Source organism: Syntrophorhabdales bacterium (assembly GCA_035541455.1).
Taxonomy (GTDB): domain Bacteria; phylum Desulfobacterota; class Syntrophorhabdia; order Syntrophorhabdales; family WCHB1-27; genus JADGQN01.
Genome location: DATKNH010000109.1, coordinates 1 through 19,908, shown reverse-complemented (window position 1 = coordinate 19,908; position 19,908 = coordinate 1). Strand labels below are relative to the sequence as shown.

Annotated in this window: 10 protein-coding genes; 4 read left to right on the top strand and 6 right to left on the bottom strand. The window is 55.7% G+C overall.

Annotation, left to right across the window (positions count from 1 at the left end; translation table 11 throughout):
- Positions 1–161: 161 nt before the first annotated feature.
- Positions 162–1,040 (bottom strand): class I SAM-dependent methyltransferase, encoded by an 879-nt coding sequence (locus VMT71_11120; protein HVN24513.1) that lies wholly within the window; start codon positions 1,038–1,040, stop codon positions 162–164.
- A 334-nt stretch (positions 1,041–1,374) separates the two neighbouring features.
- Here VMT71_11120 and VMT71_11115 point away from each other — a divergent pair, with 334 nt between their 5' ends.
- The 4 genes from VMT71_11115 to VMT71_11100 all read left to right on the top strand — a co-directional run bounded on the left by VMT71_11115 (position 1,375) and on the right by VMT71_11100 (position 7,641).
- Positions 1,375–3,120, top strand: a complete 1,746-nt coding sequence (locus VMT71_11115; GenBank protein ID HVN24512.1) for a radical SAM protein — start codon at positions 1,375–1,377, stop codon at positions 3,118–3,120.
- A gap of 80 nt (positions 3,121–3,200) precedes the next feature.
- On the top strand, positions 3,201–4,019 hold the full coding sequence (locus tag VMT71_11110) for a hypothetical protein (GenBank protein HVN24511.1): 819 nt from the start codon (positions 3,201–3,203) through the stop codon (positions 4,017–4,019).
- A 95-nt stretch (positions 4,020–4,114) separates the two neighbouring features.
- Positions 4,115–4,387, top strand: a complete 273-nt coding sequence (locus VMT71_11105) for a hypothetical protein (protein ID HVN24510.1) — start codon at positions 4,115–4,117, stop codon at positions 4,385–4,387.
- Between the two features lie 116 nt (positions 4,388–4,503).
- Entirely contained in the window at positions 4,504–7,641 is a 3,138-nt protein-coding gene (locus tag VMT71_11100) for a hypothetical protein (GenBank protein HVN24509.1), read from the top strand.
- An 84-nt stretch (positions 7,642–7,725) separates the two neighbouring features.
- Here the strand turns inward: VMT71_11100 and VMT71_11095 are convergent, their stop codons facing one another.
- The 5 genes from VMT71_11095 to VMT71_11075 form a co-directional block, all read right to left on the bottom strand.
- Positions 7,726–11,865 carry a hypothetical protein gene (locus VMT71_11095; protein ID HVN24508.1) on the bottom strand — a complete coding sequence of 1,380 codons (4,140 nt, stop codon included), beginning with the start codon at positions 11,863–11,865 and terminating at the stop codon, positions 7,726–7,728.
- A 130-nt stretch (positions 11,866–11,995) separates the two neighbouring features.
- Complete coding sequence (locus VMT71_11090) at positions 11,996–17,338, bottom strand: hypothetical protein (GenBank protein ID HVN24507.1); 5,343 nt, start codon at positions 17,336–17,338, stop codon at positions 11,996–11,998.
- A 62-nt stretch (positions 17,339–17,400) separates the two neighbouring features.
- A complete protein-coding gene (locus VMT71_11085; protein HVN24506.1) occupies positions 17,401–17,724 on the bottom strand; it encodes a hypothetical protein in 324 nt (107 codons plus the stop codon).
- Positions 17,725–17,764: 40 nt separating this feature from the next.
- Complete coding sequence (locus VMT71_11080) at positions 17,765–19,330, bottom strand: alkaline phosphatase family protein (GenBank protein ID HVN24505.1); 1,566 nt, start codon at positions 19,328–19,330, stop codon at positions 17,765–17,767.
- 70 nt (positions 19,331–19,400) lie between these two features.
- On the bottom strand, positions 19,401–19,908 hold a 508-nt coding region (locus tag VMT71_11075), incomplete at its 5' end, for a C1 family peptidase (GenBank protein ID HVN24504.1).

Sequence of the window (19,908 nt, the reverse complement as noted above, 5' to 3'; positions counted from 1 at the left end):
CACGAATCTTCCGGTACTTGGTGCAGGTAAAGCAAGCTAGTTACTGTTCTCGTAGAACTGCCACCGGGGAAGGAACACTAAGTAGCTTAAACCGCCTTTATCTTATCACAATCCGGCTGTGTTGCCAAGGCGAGAAGCCTGCTACAGTCCACAATCCTAAATTATTGCGCAATGGGCACCATGGTCGACGGAACCCGCGCGCCGTTCCATCGAATCGGCGAATAGCCCTTCCCTCCCTCCGCAATCTCACCATGGATGGAGTCATCGGAAATTCGACCACTGAAGGAAAGTACGTCTTGTGCCTCCTGCCTCTTTCGTTCTACTGAAAAAATAAGTTCATTACCTCTGAGAGAAGAGTTGAAGATAGGAAATGTCTGCTTCCCAACCCTGATCGAACCTTTAATCTTCTGGAATTTTTGGGTCAGTTCCAGGGACCAGGTTTCCTTGTCGGGTCCCGTCCACTGCCATCTGCCGGATGCGTTGGCCGGGACTACGAAGAAATGAAGCGTATGTCCTTCGACCTCACGCGTGGCATCATCCGCCCACTCGCCCATGGTGTGACTGTGGGAGACGATGCGCGTACCCGGTTTCAATTCTTTGAGAAGTTTCGGTCTCAGCTTCAGGTTGACCTCGGGCCACAGGTAGAGCATCATGACCGTAGCATCACTGATTTTTGTCTGGAAAAGGTTCTGCTCGTAAAAACTGACCAGGTGTGAGACGCCGGCCCGTTCTGCGTTCTCTCTGCTTTCCCTGATACGCTCCGGATCCACGTCTACTCCGATCCCTTTCGTTCCACGCTCTTTGGCCGCCATTATCACGATCCGGCCGTCCCCGCAACCGAGGTCGTAGAGAAGGTCTTTCGAGGTCACGTTTGCTATAGTTAACATCTCAGACGCGATCCCATAACTCGTCGGCTCATAAGGGACGTCGAGTTCCACTTTTTGGTTCGCACCTGCAGCAGGTTGTCCGTGCAACATGGCTCCTGTCACCAAGAGTGCAAAACTAACCATCGCGATAAAGACCATATTCTTTCTTGCCATTTATTGTTCTCCCTTGGATCATGGTTGTTCCAGGCAACGTCGCCAGAAACTCCTGAGAAACACGAACAGTTTAACATCCTATGCCTCTTCTGCCAAATCAATTCCCGGACGAGGGTCGGCCGGGAGAGTGGCGTCCGCTTTCGAGAATAAAACATGGCCGACCTTGACGAGTGCACTATGCGAGATTAATTTTAGTAAATAGGTATTAATGCTTTGGTGTATACGGACATGCCAGTGAGGAACAGCAACACTGCGGGGTGTGGAGTTTAGGTGACTTGATCTTTAACTTTACTCGGAGTCGGTAATATACGGCTCTACCACACAGGGGGGTAGCATGCACGTTGTATTGATTGGTGCCGAACTGGAGGAGAATCTTGGGCTCCGCTACATGGTGTCGGCCCTAGCGCAAAAGGGCCATACCGCAACTATCGTTCCTTTCAACGAAGAAGCCGAGATCCCCAATGTGGTCAGTCAGGTGGCCAGGCTGGCACCTGATATTGCGGGGCTCTCAATGGTCTTCACGGGACGGGCCAAAGAATTCTGTCGTCTTGCGGATGCGCTCCGTGCGGGCGGATTCAAGGGTCACATCACTGCCGGAGGTCACTTCGCCGCGCTCAACTGTACGCAGCTTCTGACTGACTTCCCCGCATTTGATTCGGTCGCACTCGGCGAAGGAGAATATCTGATCTGTGAACTGGCGCAGCACCTGGATGATCCTTCCAAGGTGGCCGGCTTCTGCTACAGGCCTCCGAACGGTTCGCCCCGCGTGAACCCGTCGCCTGGAAATCCTGCCAACCTCGATCTGCTCCCTTTCCCGTATCGCAGCGCCTTTCACTCGTATTTCGGAAAACCCATCGCAAGTATTCTATCGAGCCGCGGCTGTTGGCGCAGCTGCGCGTTCTGCAGCATCGATGCCTGGTACCGCAGCGGTGGCGGACACAAGTTTCGTGTCCGCAGCATCGAGAACATTGTGGCAGAAATGAAAGAGCTCTATTTCAAGCATGGTGTGCGCATCTACAATTTCCAGGACGATAATTTCTTTCTCCCGAAGCCTGATCAGGCCCTTGCACGTTTTACCGAGTTGCGTGATCAACTCTTTGCAGCCGGCGTGAAAGATATTGCAATCGCTGTCAAGGCGCGGCCCGACAGCATAAACCGGGCAGCCCTTTCCGTTCTGGACGAGCTTGGTGTTTTTCGCGTCTTTCTCGGCGTCGAGAACGCTTCGGAGCGGGCGCTCGCGAATCTCAATCGCAAGTGCACGCGTGAGCAAATCGAGAACGCTCTCACCATCCTCAATGATTTCGATGTCCACATCGCCTACAATCTGCTGATGTTTGAGCCTGATACAACGCTCGACGACATTCTGATCAATCTGCGCTTCATGGAACGCCATATGGATAACCCGTTCAACTTCTGCAGGGCTGAAGCGTACGCGTTTACAGGTCTGGAAAGAAAGCTCCGCGACTATGGCATCCTCGTGGGAGATTACTTCGGCTTCGATTACCGCCTGAGGGATCCGAAAGTCGAGACTTTTCACAGGATAGCGAACTATGCCTTCTTCAACAGGAACTTCAGCGACTTCGGTCTCCACTACTTCAATATGGAAGTCGACTTCTCATTTCAGCTGCTCAGACGCTTCTATCCCGAGATCCTGAGCCAGGAATTGCGCGGTGAAGTTCGCTCCTTCATCAAAGAGACCAACATCGATACCTATCGTTGCCTCTGCCGTATTTATGATATCGTCACCGCCATTCAACCCGGAGACGAGAAAGCGATCAGAGGGGCCATGGCGAGCATGCGACAGCGAGTGGATCAGGGGAGTGCGGAACTTCGTTCGAGAGGCGAGTGGATCCTGCAGCGTCTGCGGCACGCGTACGCGGAACGCGAGACAGGAGAAAAAGAGACTGTCTCCTGGAAGGATGCATCGGCCGTATCGCTTTTCGAAAGCGCGCTTGTGCCGTACGAAGGGGTACAGAGTTGGGTAGATGGGGCGTCCGCCGGCCATCACAGCATTTTCGGGATGCTCAAGCGGCCCATCCCCTATGAGGAATTCCGAAGACAATTGGACAGCAACAGGTAGCAAGGAGAAGGCGCACCGGTAAGGATCCAGGGACGGTCTTTTCCGGGCCCATCTCACTCATAAACAAAAAGGAGGATGCTATGGCGATCAAGAATAGAGACTGGGTTGAACCGGCCCATCCGGTTATCGTTGAACAGTTCGATGACCTCGTCAACATTTACCGCGCTATTCGCGAGGCGTTCCAGGAGCGGATCGACGCGACCTTCGACACCGCCTCGCGCCATATCGGTTTTGTGGTGACGACCACACTTCCGATCACGGTGCAGATAGGCGCGGGAGGCAAGATAACCAAAATGGCGTTCTCAGCCAAGAACCTGGAAGGCACGCTCTTCGAACGCGAATTTGCACCCGTCTTCAAGGAGATAGCAGGCAGGTCCGCAGGTAAAGTGAAAGCCGGCGATTACAATCTGCAGCTTCTCTGGTTTGAAGCATTGAAGCTCAAACTCAAGACTGACTTCATGGAGCCTGCGCACTTTCACTGGATGGAACCTGCGCATTTCCCGGGCGCGGGCATCAGGTCTGACATTCTTCAGCAGCTGACCACGCGCGTTCCTCCGGAAGTGCAGGAGCCTGCGCACTGGTTTGATGCGGGCATTGCTCTCGGGAAAGAAGAAGAGGTGCTGATTTCTGCCATCGATGAAGTCTATCCGGAACTGAAGCTTGCGGATCGAATCGGCGCAAGCCGGATGCAGGCACGTCTTCGCCTGCCGGGCGTCAGAGAGCCGGCCCACTTCAGGCAGCTGCTCGAAGAAATAGCGCAGACGCGTTCGCTCGCAAGCCTCTCTCCCGGCATCCGCGAACCGGCCCACTTCAGGCAGCTTGCCGAGATCCTCCAGAAGGAGGAGTCGATCCAGTTGCTGCAGGAACTTGCAGCGGTGTTGAAGAAGCTTGGCATGTAACGATACGTAACGCGAGTCGCGTGCAGAGGGGCCGGGGTGATTGTCGTCCCGGCTCCCGGAAGCTTTCCCGAGCGCGATGAGGAGGTGAGCGAAATTTGTCCCTCAGTAAAAAAGTGGCATCCGGGGAAAAGGGGAAACAGACTGAAAAAGATGAAATAGTAATTACGCCGGGAGGCCCGAGGCTGAAGTCGAAAGTACATCACGTAGAGCCGGGCCAGCACGTCGATGCTGCAGGGGGAAGGCTGAAGATAGTCGACGACGCAACCGGAAGGATCGTCAAGGATCTCGGTGAAGTGCCAAAAGGAAAATGGGCTGCACGGAGGAAAACTTCTTCCAGCGCCACTACACGACGAGGCAAGAAGAAATAGACGGGAAGGAGCGATCACTCTGTAAAGGGAAATCAGCGGCAAATGTGAAAAGAGTAAAGACAAAGAGAATCGGAAAGCGCACGCGAGAGGCCCGGATTGGGCCAAAGGAGATCCGTATGGAGAAGATAGCGCAGAAAACAGTCCCGGGTAAGAACGAGAAGGATGAACTGGTTCTGACTCCGGGAGGTTGGAGACCGAGATCGAAGGTCCATCACGTGGAACCGGACCACCATGTCAGCGCAGAAGGGGGCAGACTCAAGATCGTTCATTCGGCGACGGGCAGGATAATAAAGGATCTCGGGGAGGTCCCCAGGGCACGTGCGGAAAAAGCGGGCAAACGCGCGCTTCGGGTCAAACCCGCAGAGAGGAGAAGAGGAATCCCGGCTCCTGCGCCTATCACCGATGGATGGATTATCAACACGGAGTGGACGAACACATCGGGAAATCCGATCAGTTACTTCAGCGCGAGCTGGATCGTTCCGCCTGCTCCGGGAACCGACAACGGTCAGCTCGTATATCTCTTCAACGGCATCCAGCAGAACAGCGGCGGGCCTTTCATTCTGCAACCTGTTCTCCAATGGGGATCTTCTCCGGCCGGCGGTGGAAAGTACTGGTCCATCACCAACTGGTATGTCGACGGCCAGGGCGGGACCGCGCTCCACGGCAACCTTGTCCAGGTCAACCCCGGCGATGTTATACAGGGTATCATGACACTCACCGGCCAGACGGGCACTCAATTCAGTTATCTTTCTTCCTTCAGCGGACACCCGACTGCAGACCTGACTGTTAACAACATCGACGAACTCCACTGGGCCAATGTGACGCTGGAGTGTTACGGCTTCAAAGCATTTACCGACTATCCCGATACTGCGTTGACACCCTTTTACGACATCGAGATAAAGCTACGTACGCAGACGACACCCACCGTCATCGACACAGATGCCGCTCTGAGTTGGATTGCCGACGACTCGGTCACAGACAACGGCCAGCATTGTGTCATTGTCAGCGATGATTCGCCCGGCGGAGACGTCTATCTCTGCTACAGGAACATCACGCAGGACATGTACTTCGTCAACGACAAGAGCACTTTCGGCAAGGATGAAGTGAATGACGTGATCGCGACAGGCGGAGGCAAATTCTTCAATGCATTCTGGGTCGTCCTGGAAGGGTTCACGGTCGATCAGCTGTCTATTGATCAGCCAAGCCCGCTCACACCGCTGCTCGCGGGACACTTCAACACGTTGAGCGGGGTTACCATAAGCCCGAACGCTTCGGGCCCTGACTATGAGCTTCCCGGCGATCTCTACACGCCCCAGAGAATCCGCTTCCCGTTTGACATTCAGTTCACGAGCGCAGCTCTCGCTTCCTTTCCCAACTCAGGCGATCCTCCTGCACAGGAAGTGCTGGACGCCTCGATGACCATTGGCGGCAGCGCGACGGCCGCGGCAACGCTCTTCGAACTCGTTGCCGGTGCGGATCCCTATTTCACGAATGTCGATCCCACGCAGGAGAACGTTTTCTATCTGAGCCAGGATCTGCGCGTCTTCTCCGCGGCCCCTGCGGTAAATAGTATACCGGTGGCCGGAGGCCCGACGTTCGCTACGGACAGCATCGCCGGGGCGTACGATTATGCCCAGAATCTCTTGAGCTACCTCAATACGACGTACGCCAATCCTTCCGGTGCCGATCCTTTCAATTCTGTCCTTCCCGGCCAATCGGGCGCTCTGACCGGTGATTCATCGGTAACGCCCTTGCGATGGAAATCATTCTTCCCACCGGTCCTGGCCAACAATTACAACTTCGCCATTGCAAGAGTGCGGCTGCGCGGCACGTCAGGTTCGAAAGCCGAGAACGTGAAAGTCTTTTTCCGGTTATGGAGCACACAATCGGCAGATACCGATTATCAGCCTGGCTCCACGTATCTGAGCAACCTCGATTCACGGAACCTGCCCGCCTCGCCCTTGCCCGCGACCGACGGCCATACGATCCCCTTTTTCGCGACAGGGAACGGCCCGGATTTAACCGATCCGAATAATCCTGAGTACGGATCGAGCGGTATCAACAACCGGACCATCCAAATAACATCGGGCGACGGCGCGTGGGCCTATTTCGGCTGCTTTCTGAACGTATTCGACTCGGGCGACATCGTCAATGGTTCACCGGTACCCGCGTTGCTGAACGGCACGCACCATTGCGTTGTGGCCCAGATCGCGTACGATGACGCACCGATCATCAATGCCAACGGCGTGACCATGAGTCCGGAAAACAGCGACAAACTGGCCCAGCGCAACCTTCAGATCACGTATTCCGCAAATCCCGGCGTTGAAGCAACGCATCGTATACCTCAAACGTTCGACACGCGTCCGAGCCTTCCTGTTTCGAAGAGTGCCGGGGCTCTGCTCAACTACCCGGACGAGCTGATGATTGATTGGGGGAGTACGCCCGTTGGCAGCACGGCGCGTATCTACTGGCCGCAAGTGGACACAACTCAGGTCCTGAAGCTTGCGTCGCAGTTATATAACACGCATCTGCTCTCGGCGCCTGACCACAATACCGTTGAGTGCAAAGTCACCAAGGGGGTGACCTATGTTCCGATTCCAGCCGGTTCCGGGCAGAATTTTGCAGGGCTGCTGACCGTCGATCTTCCTCCCACGGTGAAGAAGGGGCAGGAGTACAATATCCTGATCAGGCGCATTACCACGAGGCAGACGGGCAGAGAGGTCCAGGTCGTCAACGTGCTCAAAGAGGCGGCCGCATCCAATCGAAAGTGGATGAGAAACTGGAGATATGTCGTTGGGACCTTCCAGGTGAAGATACCGGTGACCACGAAAGAGGTCATGCTGTACCCTGAGGAGACTACTCTCGCGATTCTGAAGTGGAGGCTTCAGGCCATTTCCCCGACAAGCAGATGGTATCCAGTGCTGAAACGGTACATCTCTTACATCAGCGCGCGAGTCGACGGACTGGGCGGGAATTCTGAAGAGATCCAGCCTTCGCTGCAAGGGGTTCCGGTCAAAGGCGTGCGTGAGGAGAAGCGCGAACTGACCGGCAAAGTCTGCGAAGTGCTCTACGACTGCTTTGGTGACTTCGAAGGTTTTGTTCTCTCTTCATGCTGTAAAGAGCATGTTTTCAGGAGCCGAGAGAGAGGCATCGGCGAACTTGTGTTGCGCGCCTGCAAAGAACGGCTGACGGTCGTGGTGTGGGTTGAAGAGGGAAATCTCGAAAGGATCTGCAGAATAGCTGTCCGGTGCTGAAAGCGGTGCAAACGGGTCGTGATCGTCGGTGGATAGCGCCACCGCCTCACGACCCGGAGTTGCAGGGGATTGGACCTGCCCTTTTTATGTCACGCAGACGAACGGTACTTCGGCAAGTGGAGACGTTCGCAGGATGCGATACTGGCCCAGTTGATCGCTGAGCGGCCTGTCCTCATAGAAGCTCACCGATTGCGCGGCCAGAGTGCGCGCTGCGAAGCCTTCCTGGAGCATCGCGTCCGATGGAAACTCCACGTTCGATACCGTGCTCCTCAGGTTGTTCCTTATGTCCTGGCGATCAAGCCCGCTCACGTGTTCATAGATATTCGTGATGTGCGGCAATATCTCTACGACCAGCACGCTCAATGAAGAGTCGGCGGGTAAGCCGTATAAGGCCAGGAGATCGCTGACGTCAATGTTGGTCCAGATCGCTGTGCCGTACTTTGTCGCATCCACGTTGATGCCGGCAGGGCTCGCCAGCTTGTAAAGATGCGCGAGCCGGCCGATATCTGTTTCCGTTTTCCAGCCCTGGATCACGACGCGCTTCAGCTCGGCAAGCTGCACATCACTGTGCGTGAAATTCCAGTTCACATTCGCCTGATACTCCACCCGTAGATTCGCGTGCAGCAGCTTGTCATCCAAAAGAATATTGCGGAAATCCTTGTTGTCCGCCTGCTTTACCTGCGCATAGAGAAGAGCCCAGAGCTGGGTCCTTGGCGGGTCAGCCGTGACGCTCTTCCCGTTCTGCACCGCAACTGCATAGGGCGCGGTTACGTATACTTTCTCTTCATCACGGTTCACCGTGCAGGTGAGCGTCGGCGCAGGATGCTGGATGCCCGTTGCCCGGAGCGGCCTTCCAAAGCGCCCCTGCGCGGTTGTCCACACGCTTTCCCCGTCGGTGTGGCCGCCACTCGTATCCGCGTACTGATAGTGCCCCACTCGCACCTCGTACGTGAAGAAGCCAAACATCTCCGGCGATTCTGCATTGAGGCCCGGCGGAAGGGGCAGCAGGTAATAGGTATCTGAATCAGTGGCCTTCTCCATTGGCTGCATCGCATCAAGCCCTGCGTCGTCATTCGACTGACCGGGTGTGATCACCCGGATATATTCAGGATCGACGGGCAGCGCGGGCTCGTCAGGCACCACAAGCAGGGAAGGATCATTATTGCTGAGCAGTTGATCCGGCGCATAAGCGAGCACCCTCGCAAAGTACGTATCTTTCGGGTCATTCACCGGAGAATCGAACTCGATCCAGAGAAATCTTCTGCGAGGCTGGGTCGTAGAGTATTTCCGATTGCGCGTGTACGGAGAGAGTGCAATGCCCGCAGAAACGATCTTCGGTACCTGCGACGGCGGAAGCGTTATCGGCAACTCCAGAGGCAGCACCAGGTCACCATCATTTTCTGAGCCATGGTTCTGCTTGAACTGGACCTGGATTGTATACTCCAGTTCGATCAGGTCAGGAAAGCGCGGATCATGACCATGCGGGGCTGGCTGCATGAGTGTACTCTTCGGTTCCACGGCATCGATGAAGATTATGAAGGTGCTGCTGCGGTCAGCCGCCTGCAGCGCATTGAGTGATGCTGTCCTCTTGATTTCCACAGCACCGACTTCAAGAATTTCCGTATCACTCACAGGATCATCCCTGAAGCGTTTCTTCCTCTGGATGACGAGGCTATAGTCTTCCAGTGCATCCCAGGTCCAGTCCCTGTCCAGTTCCAGAGTGATGCAGGAGAGCCAGTGGTTTGCGAGATCTCCTTTGCTGGCAAAGGTGATGGATGAATTATCAGGAGAGAGTGTGTGGCGGACCCTTTGCGAGCAGCCGAACTGCACGCGTGTGCCTTTCTTGCCGACCAGCGTCAGCCCGTTGTTTTCAACGCCCAACTGCTGCGCTAAACGCTGGATCATATCCGGTGGCTTGGCCACTTCATTGCCGAAGAGGATGCTTGCAAGGTTGCCGTTGAAGACTGCGGGCGGATCGGGCTGCAGATAGATTCCCTGAGTCTGCGCTGCTGCGCCGGTATTGAGGAACAACGCCCTTTCATCGGTCGATTCCTTGTAGAGCTGGAACTCAATCGTCCTGCCGTAACGGGTATTGAAGTCGGGATCGGGCTCTTCGAGCCCATAGTAGCCGGCCCTCTCGTCGCAGAGCGCGCGTATGGTCAGGCGTATGGTTCTGGCAGTCGGCAGGGGCAGCCCATCCATGGCATCTATCTGGGCCTGTGTTACTCCCAGATCACCCAGGTCGGTCGGGTCACCGAAATTGAGCACATGACAATCTCTATAGTCGAGAGAAATAATCAGTTGATCGTCGAACGTGGGCGACAGGTTCGGAAATTTCCTGGTGGTTGTATAGAACTTTATGTAGGCTTCTTTGCCTGACACACTCATCAGGTTGTCCATTTTCAGGGTCTGAAGCTCTACGGTGATCTCAACGCTCCCCACATCAGGATCTGGAATGCCGAAGGCTTCCTTGCCTGCCATATCGATGGAGGCCTGCTTCAGCAGGCTGACAGGGTCAACGTACTTGCCGGTGAAGACAACCGCGGGGTAGCCGAGGAGCGGCCTCTTGATGGCCAGACTTCCACCGGAGTAGTACTGCTGATCCGTATTCACGGGCAGGTTGTCGATCTGTATTGTGGTCGGTGCGACAAAGCGCTTGAAATGTACGGTCGCTATCTGCGATACGCTCTGGTACGCCGGGTCCTTATCGGATGCGGGCCCGCCGCCGCTCATGTCGCCCATGCGCACGCGGAACTGATAGATGTTTCCGTATTGGAGCGGCGTCGTGATGGGTGCCGCCGTATATAGCTTGTTCAGGTTGTTGGCTGGTCCGCCTTTTACATTCGTGGACGGATCAGGTTTTACGTCCTGGTTCTGGTAGATGGCTGCTGCATCGCCATCAGGCAGCACCATTGATTTGCCGTTCCAGTTGGCAAAATACATGGGGAGCCAATAGTTCTTTGTCGTGTCGCCATCCAGCTGGATGGGATATACCTGATAGTTGATCTCCTTATCAGTGAAATCGCCGAGCGTGACAACATTGTTCGTCACCGGATCGGCAACGACGAGGGGCGCCTTGCTGCTCACTTCATTCAATGATTGCCAGGGGTCGGCAGGTGCAGGCGGTACAGGTTGTTCCCTCACATCGATCCTGTAGCCTGATGCGCCGATCGGGGCGTCGATCCGCTGGTTCGGGCCCACGCTCGGATCTTCCATGAGCTGGCGCATGTACCAGATCAGGATCTGTTCGTCATCCCAGCCGAGGCGTATGCCTATCTCCTTGGTGGGATGAAAACCGTCGCTCTCCTCCAGAAGCAGGTTGTCGCTCACCGGCTGGAAGCCGTGGACGATCTTCGCGAACCCGTCGTCATACTCTCCGGCTTCTATGAAAAGTTGATCGTAATTGCCCGGAGCGGGAACCGGCAGCACCGGAAAGAGCACGGCTGCGAAGACGCTCCGCTCGACGCCAATCGTCAGCGCAGGGATACGAGCCGCGTATTTTCTGATGAAGGTATCATCCACCTTCTGCTGCGCCCTGTAGTCGCTGGAATCGGCGAGGTCGATGTAAAGCCATCCGCCTTTCGGGAAATAGCTTGCGTCGATCGCGAGCTGCGCGTGATAGATCATGCCGACCGATTCTGCAAGGAGGGGCTGCCGCATGATATGCGCGAAGACCTGTCCCCAGCTTATCGCCTCCGGTGATTGCGTAAAACCCGGGCTGGGTCCGGCGCCGCGCACTGCGCAATGGTACGTGTCATCGATGAGCGCGTTGCGGGTCCTTGGGGCGACGAAGTTGAAAGATTGGCGGTACGAGAGGGGCAGGTATTTCTTGACGGAATGATCCTGATCAACCGGGTCAGGCGCTTTCCCGGGGAAAGCGTTGATGTTGAGGTTCGTGTTCTGCACACCCAGGTTACTGATCTGAAACTGATCGGCGAGCGCCTGGAAGATAGGCCTTGCCTGGGCAGGCTGCGCTGTTGACAATGCAACGGGAGGAAGGCTGGGCACAGTGCCCGGCAATCCTGAAAGCCCCGTGATGATCTTCGCCACGAACGAGAGCTTTGCGTCGGCAAATGCCGGCGCATCGGGCATGGGAGCCGCCGCCGTAATGGCGGCGGTCACCGGGTTCTGGTTACGGGGAAGGAAGACAATGTTGACGTTCAGTACGCTGCCGTCAAAGAACTGGGGAAAGGTCAGTATGGCAAATCTTCTGTTCGGTTCCATGAGTAGCTCCTTGAAAAGATAGGGTCATGGGAACACCCGCATGCGGGTACCCGGACACGGGTCCTGGATCTGAAAGAGCGAAGCATCCGAAAATAAAGACTGCTCACTGCTAACTGTTTCCTTCGCTCCATCATGCTATCTGCCTCTGTTCCTGCCAGGACGTGCTGAAACTGATGTCGATCACGAGGAAGATGCTGATATCCAATCCGAACGTAACCTGTGCCGCGCAATCGGTCCTGTCGCTGCTTCTCGAGATCGTTCCTTTCGCTTCAATGGTGATGGTGACGCCGACAAGGCCTCCGAGCAGCTCTGCCTGGCCCTGGAACAGGAGGAATGCGGAGACGTTCAGCTTTGTCGAGTCAGCGTAGATCTCGACACCTGCCATATAGAGCACGCTCACATTTCCGACAACCGGCAGGCCAACCACGATCTGCGCGCCAAAGCCGAATTTCATCGTGAGCGACGGACCAACCTTCGTGTCTGCGGCAATGCCCAGGTTAACCTGCCCTACGGCATAGATCGTCGCCACGCTGAGCGATACACACATGACCGAGAGGCGTCCGTAGAAATCGAGGGAAGCGCCTGCGGTCGGCAGCAGTTTCTTCGGGTCTCCAATCGCGGCGGTGGAGAGCGCCGCATTGAAATACATGCTTACCTTGAGCGATGCTTCCAGTTTGAAAGGCGTGTTGGGATCGTTATAGACAGCGTCAGGAACCGGGAATTTCACCACGGGTATCTCTTTTGACGCTTCGAATTTGTACTCCCAGCTGTCCGCGTCATTGCTCATGGCTATCTTGAGGCCCTTCTTGATCGCGTCGGCATAGTTCTCGCCCTGCAGATCCTCAAGTATCTGAAGGATATCAATGACCGGCTGAAGGTCTTTGCTGAACGAAAGCTGGGGCGAAGGAAAATCAGCATCACTTGCATCGCCTTCGTAGCTTGCTTCCGCACCGTCATTAGCATTAAAGTTCCCTTTCACGAGCATGAGACGGCTGAACGGCCCGAGATCGACCACCATCGCGAGATTGTCGAGGCGGCTCTTCCAACGGTCTGCCACGCTCGATGCAAACGAGTCCACGTCGTAATTGAGACTGCCCGTCCTCGCCTGTGTTGAGCCGTCCCTGTTCTGTGTGTCTGCCTTGTACTCTACATAGACTTTTAAATAGTCTTCGTTAATCAGGTACCAGGCTGTGCTGGGCAGGTCGAAGTTTTTTGCAGCATTGAGCAGCTTGTAACCGTCCTGCTGCAGCCTCGTTACACCATCGGGTGTGTTAATGCCCATCAGCTCCAGCACCTGCGTACCGCCATCCGTCAAAGGATTCTTCACGAAATCCTTGGTCAAAGCAATTGCATCACCGAAGTTGCTCAACGCATCGCCGATATTGGGAAAGATGCCTTTAGAACTGATGATCCGATAGGCATCGGCAAAGAGCGGCGGCGTCTTACTCAGGAGCTTGCCAGGGACTGTGTCCGTCAATTGCTTCGCGAAAGAGGGCGTAAGGAAGAGCACTTTCTGCGTATTGGTGCTTTGCAGGAAGCCGAAGTTGACCGTGTCATTCATCGGTGCGCGCAGCAGTTCCGTGGGGTTGGCGATACGCAAAAGATCCGTATCCGGATACGTCAGGTCCGCGGCCAGTTCGCCTATGCGGATAAGCGGCACAGTCACGGCGTCCGGCAGCGGCGTCACATCTCCTGTAGCCTGCGCATGCGTCACCATGCTCCACGATCCGTCCTTGGGCAGAATCACGTTACCGCGGATCGCCGCGGCAAATACGGGTTTCGTGTTGGTTGCGTCAGTCGAATTGTTCACGTCGACCCAGTTGATACGCATTTTTTGTCCGTTCTTGCCGATGTCGACGATACAGTCGATTGGCCCTCCGATGGAACCGAACTGGCGCGCAAGCAGAGCCTGGAAGCCCTGAGGTGTAAGCGGTATGCCGCGCGGAGCGAGTTGGACAAATCCGAGAATCTTCTTCCCGGGCACAAGGCCGCCGGACTGTCCTTGCACCACATTTTCAACCTGGAGGTCTGCGTCGAAATAGACAGACTGAAGGTTAACATCGACCGGCGTGGGCGCGTTGACGTACGGTTCGATCCGGTTGGTCGCCGGGTCCACCTGATAAAAACCGGTGATGTCCATGGTGAAGAGAAAGGGCGCGACGTCCTTTACCGCCGACCGTATGTTCTGTACGTTGAAGAGCCCCTGTACCACACCCGGATGTATGCTGTATGGCATGGCTGTTTTCGGGGTGTCGTTGGGGTCGCTCGGGTTGGTATGATATTGGAACGTGAAGTCGAACTTTCCGTCGCTTTCCGCTCTCCAGCCGCTGTCATAGCGGTAGACGTAACCGCTACCCACACGGAACAGGGTGATCGTGCGCACAACCCTAATACCCCACGGGTAGAGGATACTTTTTACCTGTATGACTTCGTGGCTGCACCTGCCCACGAACACGTCGAACTTTGCCTGGCTTGTGCTGGCGAACTGCGCTTTGGTATTGACCCAGTTGCTGATGATGCTGCCGCCGTAGCCGCTCACATCCATGCGTGTGACGGGCACGCCCCGCTGGTCATCCAGCGTCGCTTGCACCGGCTCGAAAAATTCTCCGTTGAATATGACCGAGACATCGTAGCCCAGCGTGCTCGCATCGGTCTTTTGTCCGCTCGAGTCGAGCACATTATTGGTCTGCAGGGTGTAGCCGCGGAACATGTTGTCTTCGTCGCTGTTGAAACCGGAGCCTGCAGTCAGTTGAAACTGGATTCCGCCTTTCAGATCATCAGCAAACGACGGCTGTGCAGGCTGAAGGTCAGGTTTTTGCGACTGGCTCTTATTGGTCTTGTAGAGAAAAGCGAGTGTCCTAAGCCCGAATGGCAGGGTGGAATACGCGGCTGTGATATTATTCGGCTCTGTCTTGTAGGCCTGGATGAGAAAGTCGGACACAGGGATAGGCGCTATGGGCACGAATTGCGCGCTGTTGTTCATGATCTTCGTGGGCCCGCCATCATCCGGATAGTAGTTGAGCGGCACAGGCGGATCGCCGGGTTTTTCCGGTGCCGTCAGATTGAGAATCGGCTCCCACGAAATGAGCGGCACAGTAAAGGCACGCACGAAGTAACCCCGCGCCACCACATCGAGGCCTTTCACCTGCACCGGGAACTCAGCGGGCGCTGCCGAGGCAGCTTCGTTCGTGACCACAGCGAACGTCTGCAGCATAGCCATCCGTTTGTCGCCGAACCATGCGAAGCTGACGCCCATCTGGTCGGCATTACTGCTCACATCCAGCAGCGCAAAGACATCCCCCTCGAGAAAGGAGAACTGCCGATCCCAAATGGCCTGGTAATCGGGCAGGCCCGGTAAGAACATCATCGGCTTTACGTCGCCTGCTGAGGCCGCAGCCTGCGCCGACTGCTCTGTAGCCTGCGTTGGCGCGTCGATTGCCTGCACACTGAAGAGTCGCACGAAAGGATGATTGCTGAGGTCCGTCCGGATAAAGGGCGCACGGGTTGGCTGCGTGACAGGCTGCACAGGGCCTCCCGCCGGCGTGCTCACCTGGAACTGATTCTCCAGCGGCGCGAAATGGAAGGAGACATCAACCGTATCTGTATCGGGTGATGCCGGCTGCCACGCGATCTGGCAGACCAGCCAGAGCCATATCGTCTGCCCGGTGAGCACGGTGTTTCCGATGACTGCGCGCCTGCCGAACTGGTACTTCAACCTGTTCAGGTTCGCCGCATACGGGTCAGGCAGCGTTGGCAGATACGCGTACATGCCGAACGTGAGGAATAGAATTCCTCTCTCGACCTGCACCATATCATCGGCCAGGAACCCGAAGAGCAGGCAGCCATTGACAGGGCTCACTTTGAACAATGCATTCTGCAGCGCCACAGCAACGGGCTGCGGCAACGTCTCTTTCAGTTTGCCGGGATCGTAATTATCAAAGAGTATGTTATCATCGTAGAGGTAGATCAGCTTGAATGCCTTGTTGACAGCCAGGACCAGCACCGACTTTTTCGAGTGGATATCAAACGGCTGCCCGGTTACGGTCACAGGCCTGTCCAGTAAAGGATTCGTGTTGACGAGCGCGAGCAGGGCTTCGTTGCCATTCGCGAATGTGTTAAAGACAAAGGGGAAGAGATTGGTGTACTGCAGATCGATGGTGGAGCCGAAGGGATTGACGTCATCCTTCCAGAGCTTGTATTCCTGCGTACAGAAGAGATTGCCCGCGGAGAGATCGGTCACGTTGATTCTTCCCACGTCGGCGAGCACATACGGCTTGGTGAGGTTGATGTCACCGCCCTGGAGACCGGTCCATTGCACGGTTACGCCTTGTGCACAACCGATGGCCATGCCGCCGATGCCTGCTGCCGGCGCTGGCTTAGTCACGTCGACCTGCGCGCAGGGCAATGCCCACGCTGCCCACTGGATGTCGGCTTCACCGGCAAACGTGGTGAAGGGTGAGCGGCAATCGCGAATGGCAAATGTCTTCCTGGAGCAGGTGAAAGGAAGAAGAACGCGGTTCAATACCGGATCGTACGTGGATGCGCCCTTCTTGTTCCATTTAAAATCAGCAAGATGACCGTAGACACTCCAGTGCGGGTTATCAGCAATTGCATCGATACTGCTTGCGCTTCCGGAAAAATGAAAAGAGATGTGCGTCGGCAGATTGAGAATCTCGTTGCGCGCGTCCTGACCGTAAGGGCTCGAAGGGTCTGCGTCTGTCACTGCAGGCTGGTTCAGGTCCAGTTTCACCGTCACGACCGTTGTGGGAGCAATCGTCAGTTTGCCGTTCACGATCTGCGGCGGCACGCTCAAGGCAAGTTCGCCGCCCTTGATGCGCAACGGTGTGAAGAATCCGGCAGGTGCGTTGGCGGCGAATATCCGGGAATTGATCCAGACGCTGTCGGGTACCAGTTTGTATTTCGCCGCCGGGTTGACGACCGGGGGTAATGTCTTATTGATGATCTTCTTGCGCACAGAAACATCAAAGAGGATTGCCGGATCAGCTTGCCCTGCAATGTAGAGCGCGACCAGCACCTCAATCTTGTAAAAGTCGAACCAGAGCTTTCGTCCGTCCTTGTTGAGGAAGGGGCCCAGGGTTTTATCGACGGCTGCGCCACCGGCCCACAAGGGAACAGAACCTGCAATCTGTGTGCTGCGTACCGGCACATCCCGCACGAAGACCCGCAGCTTCTCCTTGCCGGCTTCTTTCACGGTCCTGGCAGCCAGAGCCTTCAGACGCGTCGCTTCATGTTCCGCAATGGCATCAGTGAAGAAAAGATCTGACTGCTCGATAGAGAAGGAACTGTTTTTTATCGCGGTGATTGTCTCGTCGGAAAGCGTCTGGGCCAGGGCCTCCTGGAGTGAACGGACGGCACGTTCATCATGACGGGACGTTGTTTCCAGATGACCGGACAGATCAGCAAGCAAGTTAAATAGTGCCTGTTCTTGGTCGGACATTTTTTTCTTAGGCATGGGTCACTCCCTTTGATTGGGTTCCTGGTAAAATAGGCGTCAACCTCAACTCCAGCCCTCAACTACCTGTGCCTCTCTACGGTAACGGCAGGAGAAGGCGCTAGCAGTCCCGTAAGGGCCCCAACCGCAGCCGATCCGACCGCAACGATGAACTGTGGAAGATCTGATCCGCGCGCCGCCATGACAATACCTCCGGTCATAGCGCCGAGCACAATCAGGCCAAGGGCAATGACAACTATACGATAAACCCAGACATCGGTTTGAGGTGGGGCTGCGAGCGCGGCTATGATCTTGATGGGGTCTTCCTTGACTTTTCTTTCCAATTCCGGATCGCGTGCAATTCGCTCAGCCAGTTCACCGACCGTCCGTACCCGTTGTGTGGCCATCGACACCTCCTCTTGCTTGGACGAGTACCTACATCGCGCACTACCTCTTCAGCATCCGTATAGTGGCGCTGACTTCCTTCATGTACTTGAGCGCATCGGCCCGATCGCTGATTTTCAGAAAATCCCGGGCGAGCGCTTCCCTGTTGGGCTCCGGCATGAGCTGGCTGTGTCTCAGAAAGGCGATATGGGCCCAACCGCGAAGCGTCGGCTCCATGGGGCCCGGTTTCGCAGGGCCACGACCGGCCCTCATCATATGGTCAACCGCGACCGATGTATCTTCAGTATCCTCCTCGCAGCGAAAGCCGGAATCAGGAGGGTCAGGAAGGCTGACGGGTGCGTCGGTCCGTGGAGAGGCAAGCGAAAGCAAGTGGTTCACAGAATGAGCTTGACTGTCGCGATTCGTCAGGGGAACGATGCCGAAAATGGTTTCGATTGTCGCAAGAACAGAGGAATGATCGTACACCGTGTGATCGATCGTAGCTCGCGGAATCAAAGGTGAAACCGCAATAGCCGGCACCCGGATACCGAGCTGTGTAAAATCGAAGTTATTTTGATTATTATCGTCATCCATGATCCGGTCACCGGGGCTTACTGTTGACGGTGGTGCGGCGTGATCGTAAAAGCCGCCATGTTCATCATAGGTGATCAGCAGAAGGCTTTCATTCCAGTGCGGAGAATTCCTGATCGTTTCGTATACCTTCTTAATAAGCTTCTCCCCTCGGGTGACGTCATCGAGCGGGTGCTGTGAGCTTCCGCATGTGTAATCGCCGGGAGTCATGGGCAGAATATTCCCGTAACTCGGCTCGATGAAAACATACGAGGGCGAGAAATGCGGGTCGTTTACAGCTTTTTCGAAGTGATCAAACTTCTTGAAATGCCCCTCAAGTCTTGCCTCATGCATGCCGTGGATAGCAAACACCTGCGGCAGCTCATCACCCATAAAGACGTTCCAGTCGAGGCCTTTGGCATTGAGTCGTTCGTAGATCGTGCCATTCTGAAACGTGTAACCGTAAAGCAGCGTTGATGTCAGATCGTGGAAACTGGACGGGCTGTCGTCAAGACCTCCGGAGGAAGCAGCGTGAACAAAAAAACGATTAGGCCACGTCGGGCCCGGAATGGATGCGAACCAGCGATCGCAGGTCGCAAATTCACGAGCCAGTGTGGTGATGACGGGCACCTGCTCCGGAGAGAAGCATTTCATGATCTTGGCCGGCTGTGGTGCGCCGCTTACCCGATAACTCGCTATAAATCCGCTGTTGTCGATCGCGGGATATTTTTTGGTGGCGGGGTCGGGGTAGACAGCATTGGCGCCGCACAGCTGTATGAGAGCATTCTTGAACTCGTGGCCCGGGTCCGGATCAGGTGGATAGATTTTAAACTCCGCAGGCGTTGCAGCGAAGACCTGCGTGGCGGGATCAGCCGGATCGACATTATAGCGGGGATTACTCACGAGATCATCCGCGCGTGTCGGCTGGCCCGTTGTTGCGTCCGGGCCTGCCAGGCCGGCAAACCCCAGCAGATGATCGAAAGATCGGTTCTCCATCATCAGCACGAAGACATGCTTGATCGTGCCCGCGATCTGATTCTGTTGTCCGGCTGTTCCCATAATACCCCCCTGCTCAAAAATGATCAGCGACCCGGACCTTTTTCGCGTAGATGCAGCTCTGGCTACCCGTCTACATCTGCTCTCCCGCGCGGATCGTCCAGAAGTCGTCCGCAAGATTTCTGTTCCCCAGGTAGTCGTAGGGGATCGTGAAGTAACCCTTCATGCCCCAAGTGTCGCTCCATGAGTTTCTTACAATGAACCGTTTCTGAGAATCGTCGTAACCAACTCCGACGACTGCATGTCCGCCTATTGTCTGTTCATCCGGCCCCGGCATGTTTACCACGCCGGTGCTTGCGACCTGTTGTGATTCAAAGCTCGTATACACGGTGAAACCGAATACGAACGGGAAGCCGTCAGCGAGGCAGGAGCGCATCTCATCGACAGTGTCGATCCTCTGGTAGGACTGGATCTGGTAGTTCAAGGCTTCCTTGTAGCAGGCCGGTGTAGGCTTATTGGCAAACTGGCTTATGTCGTAAGGCCAGAGCTTTTCCGTGCACACCCCTTGTTTCGCGAGCGTTTTGATGCCATCACGGATCATGGCCCCGGCGTCCTGGCTCACCGTGTGTTCAATCACTCTC

What these genes read in the sequence shown, in the direction of transcription:
- VMT71_11090 (HVN24507.1), bottom strand. Translation starts at nt 17,338, where the DNA reads ATGCCTAAGAAAAAAATGTCCGACCAAGAACAGGCACTATTTAACTTG.
- VMT71_11100 (HVN24509.1), top strand. Translation starts at nt 4,504, where the DNA reads ATGGAGAAGATAGCGCAGAAAACAGTCCCGGGTAAGAACGAGAAGGAT.
- VMT71_11080 (HVN24505.1), bottom strand. Translation starts at nt 19,330, where the DNA reads ATGGGAACAGCCGGACAACAGAATCAGATCGCGGGCACGATCAAGCAT.
- VMT71_11095 (HVN24508.1), bottom strand. Translation starts at nt 11,865, where the DNA reads ATGGAACCGAACAGAAGATTTGCCATACTGACCTTTCCCCAGTTCTTT.
- VMT71_11110 (HVN24511.1), top strand. Translation starts at nt 3,201, where the DNA reads ATGGCGATCAAGAATAGAGACTGGGTTGAACCGGCCCATCCGGTTATC.
- VMT71_11115 (HVN24512.1), top strand. Translation starts at nt 1,375, where the DNA reads ATGCACGTTGTATTGATTGGTGCCGAACTGGAGGAGAATCTTGGGCTC.
- VMT71_11120 (HVN24513.1), bottom strand. Translation starts at nt 1,040, where the DNA reads ATGGCAAGAAAGAATATGGTCTTTATCGCGATGGTTAGTTTTGCACTC.
- VMT71_11085 (HVN24506.1), bottom strand. Translation starts at nt 17,724, where the DNA reads ATGGCCACACAACGGGTACGGACGGTCGGTGAACTGGCTGAGCGAATT.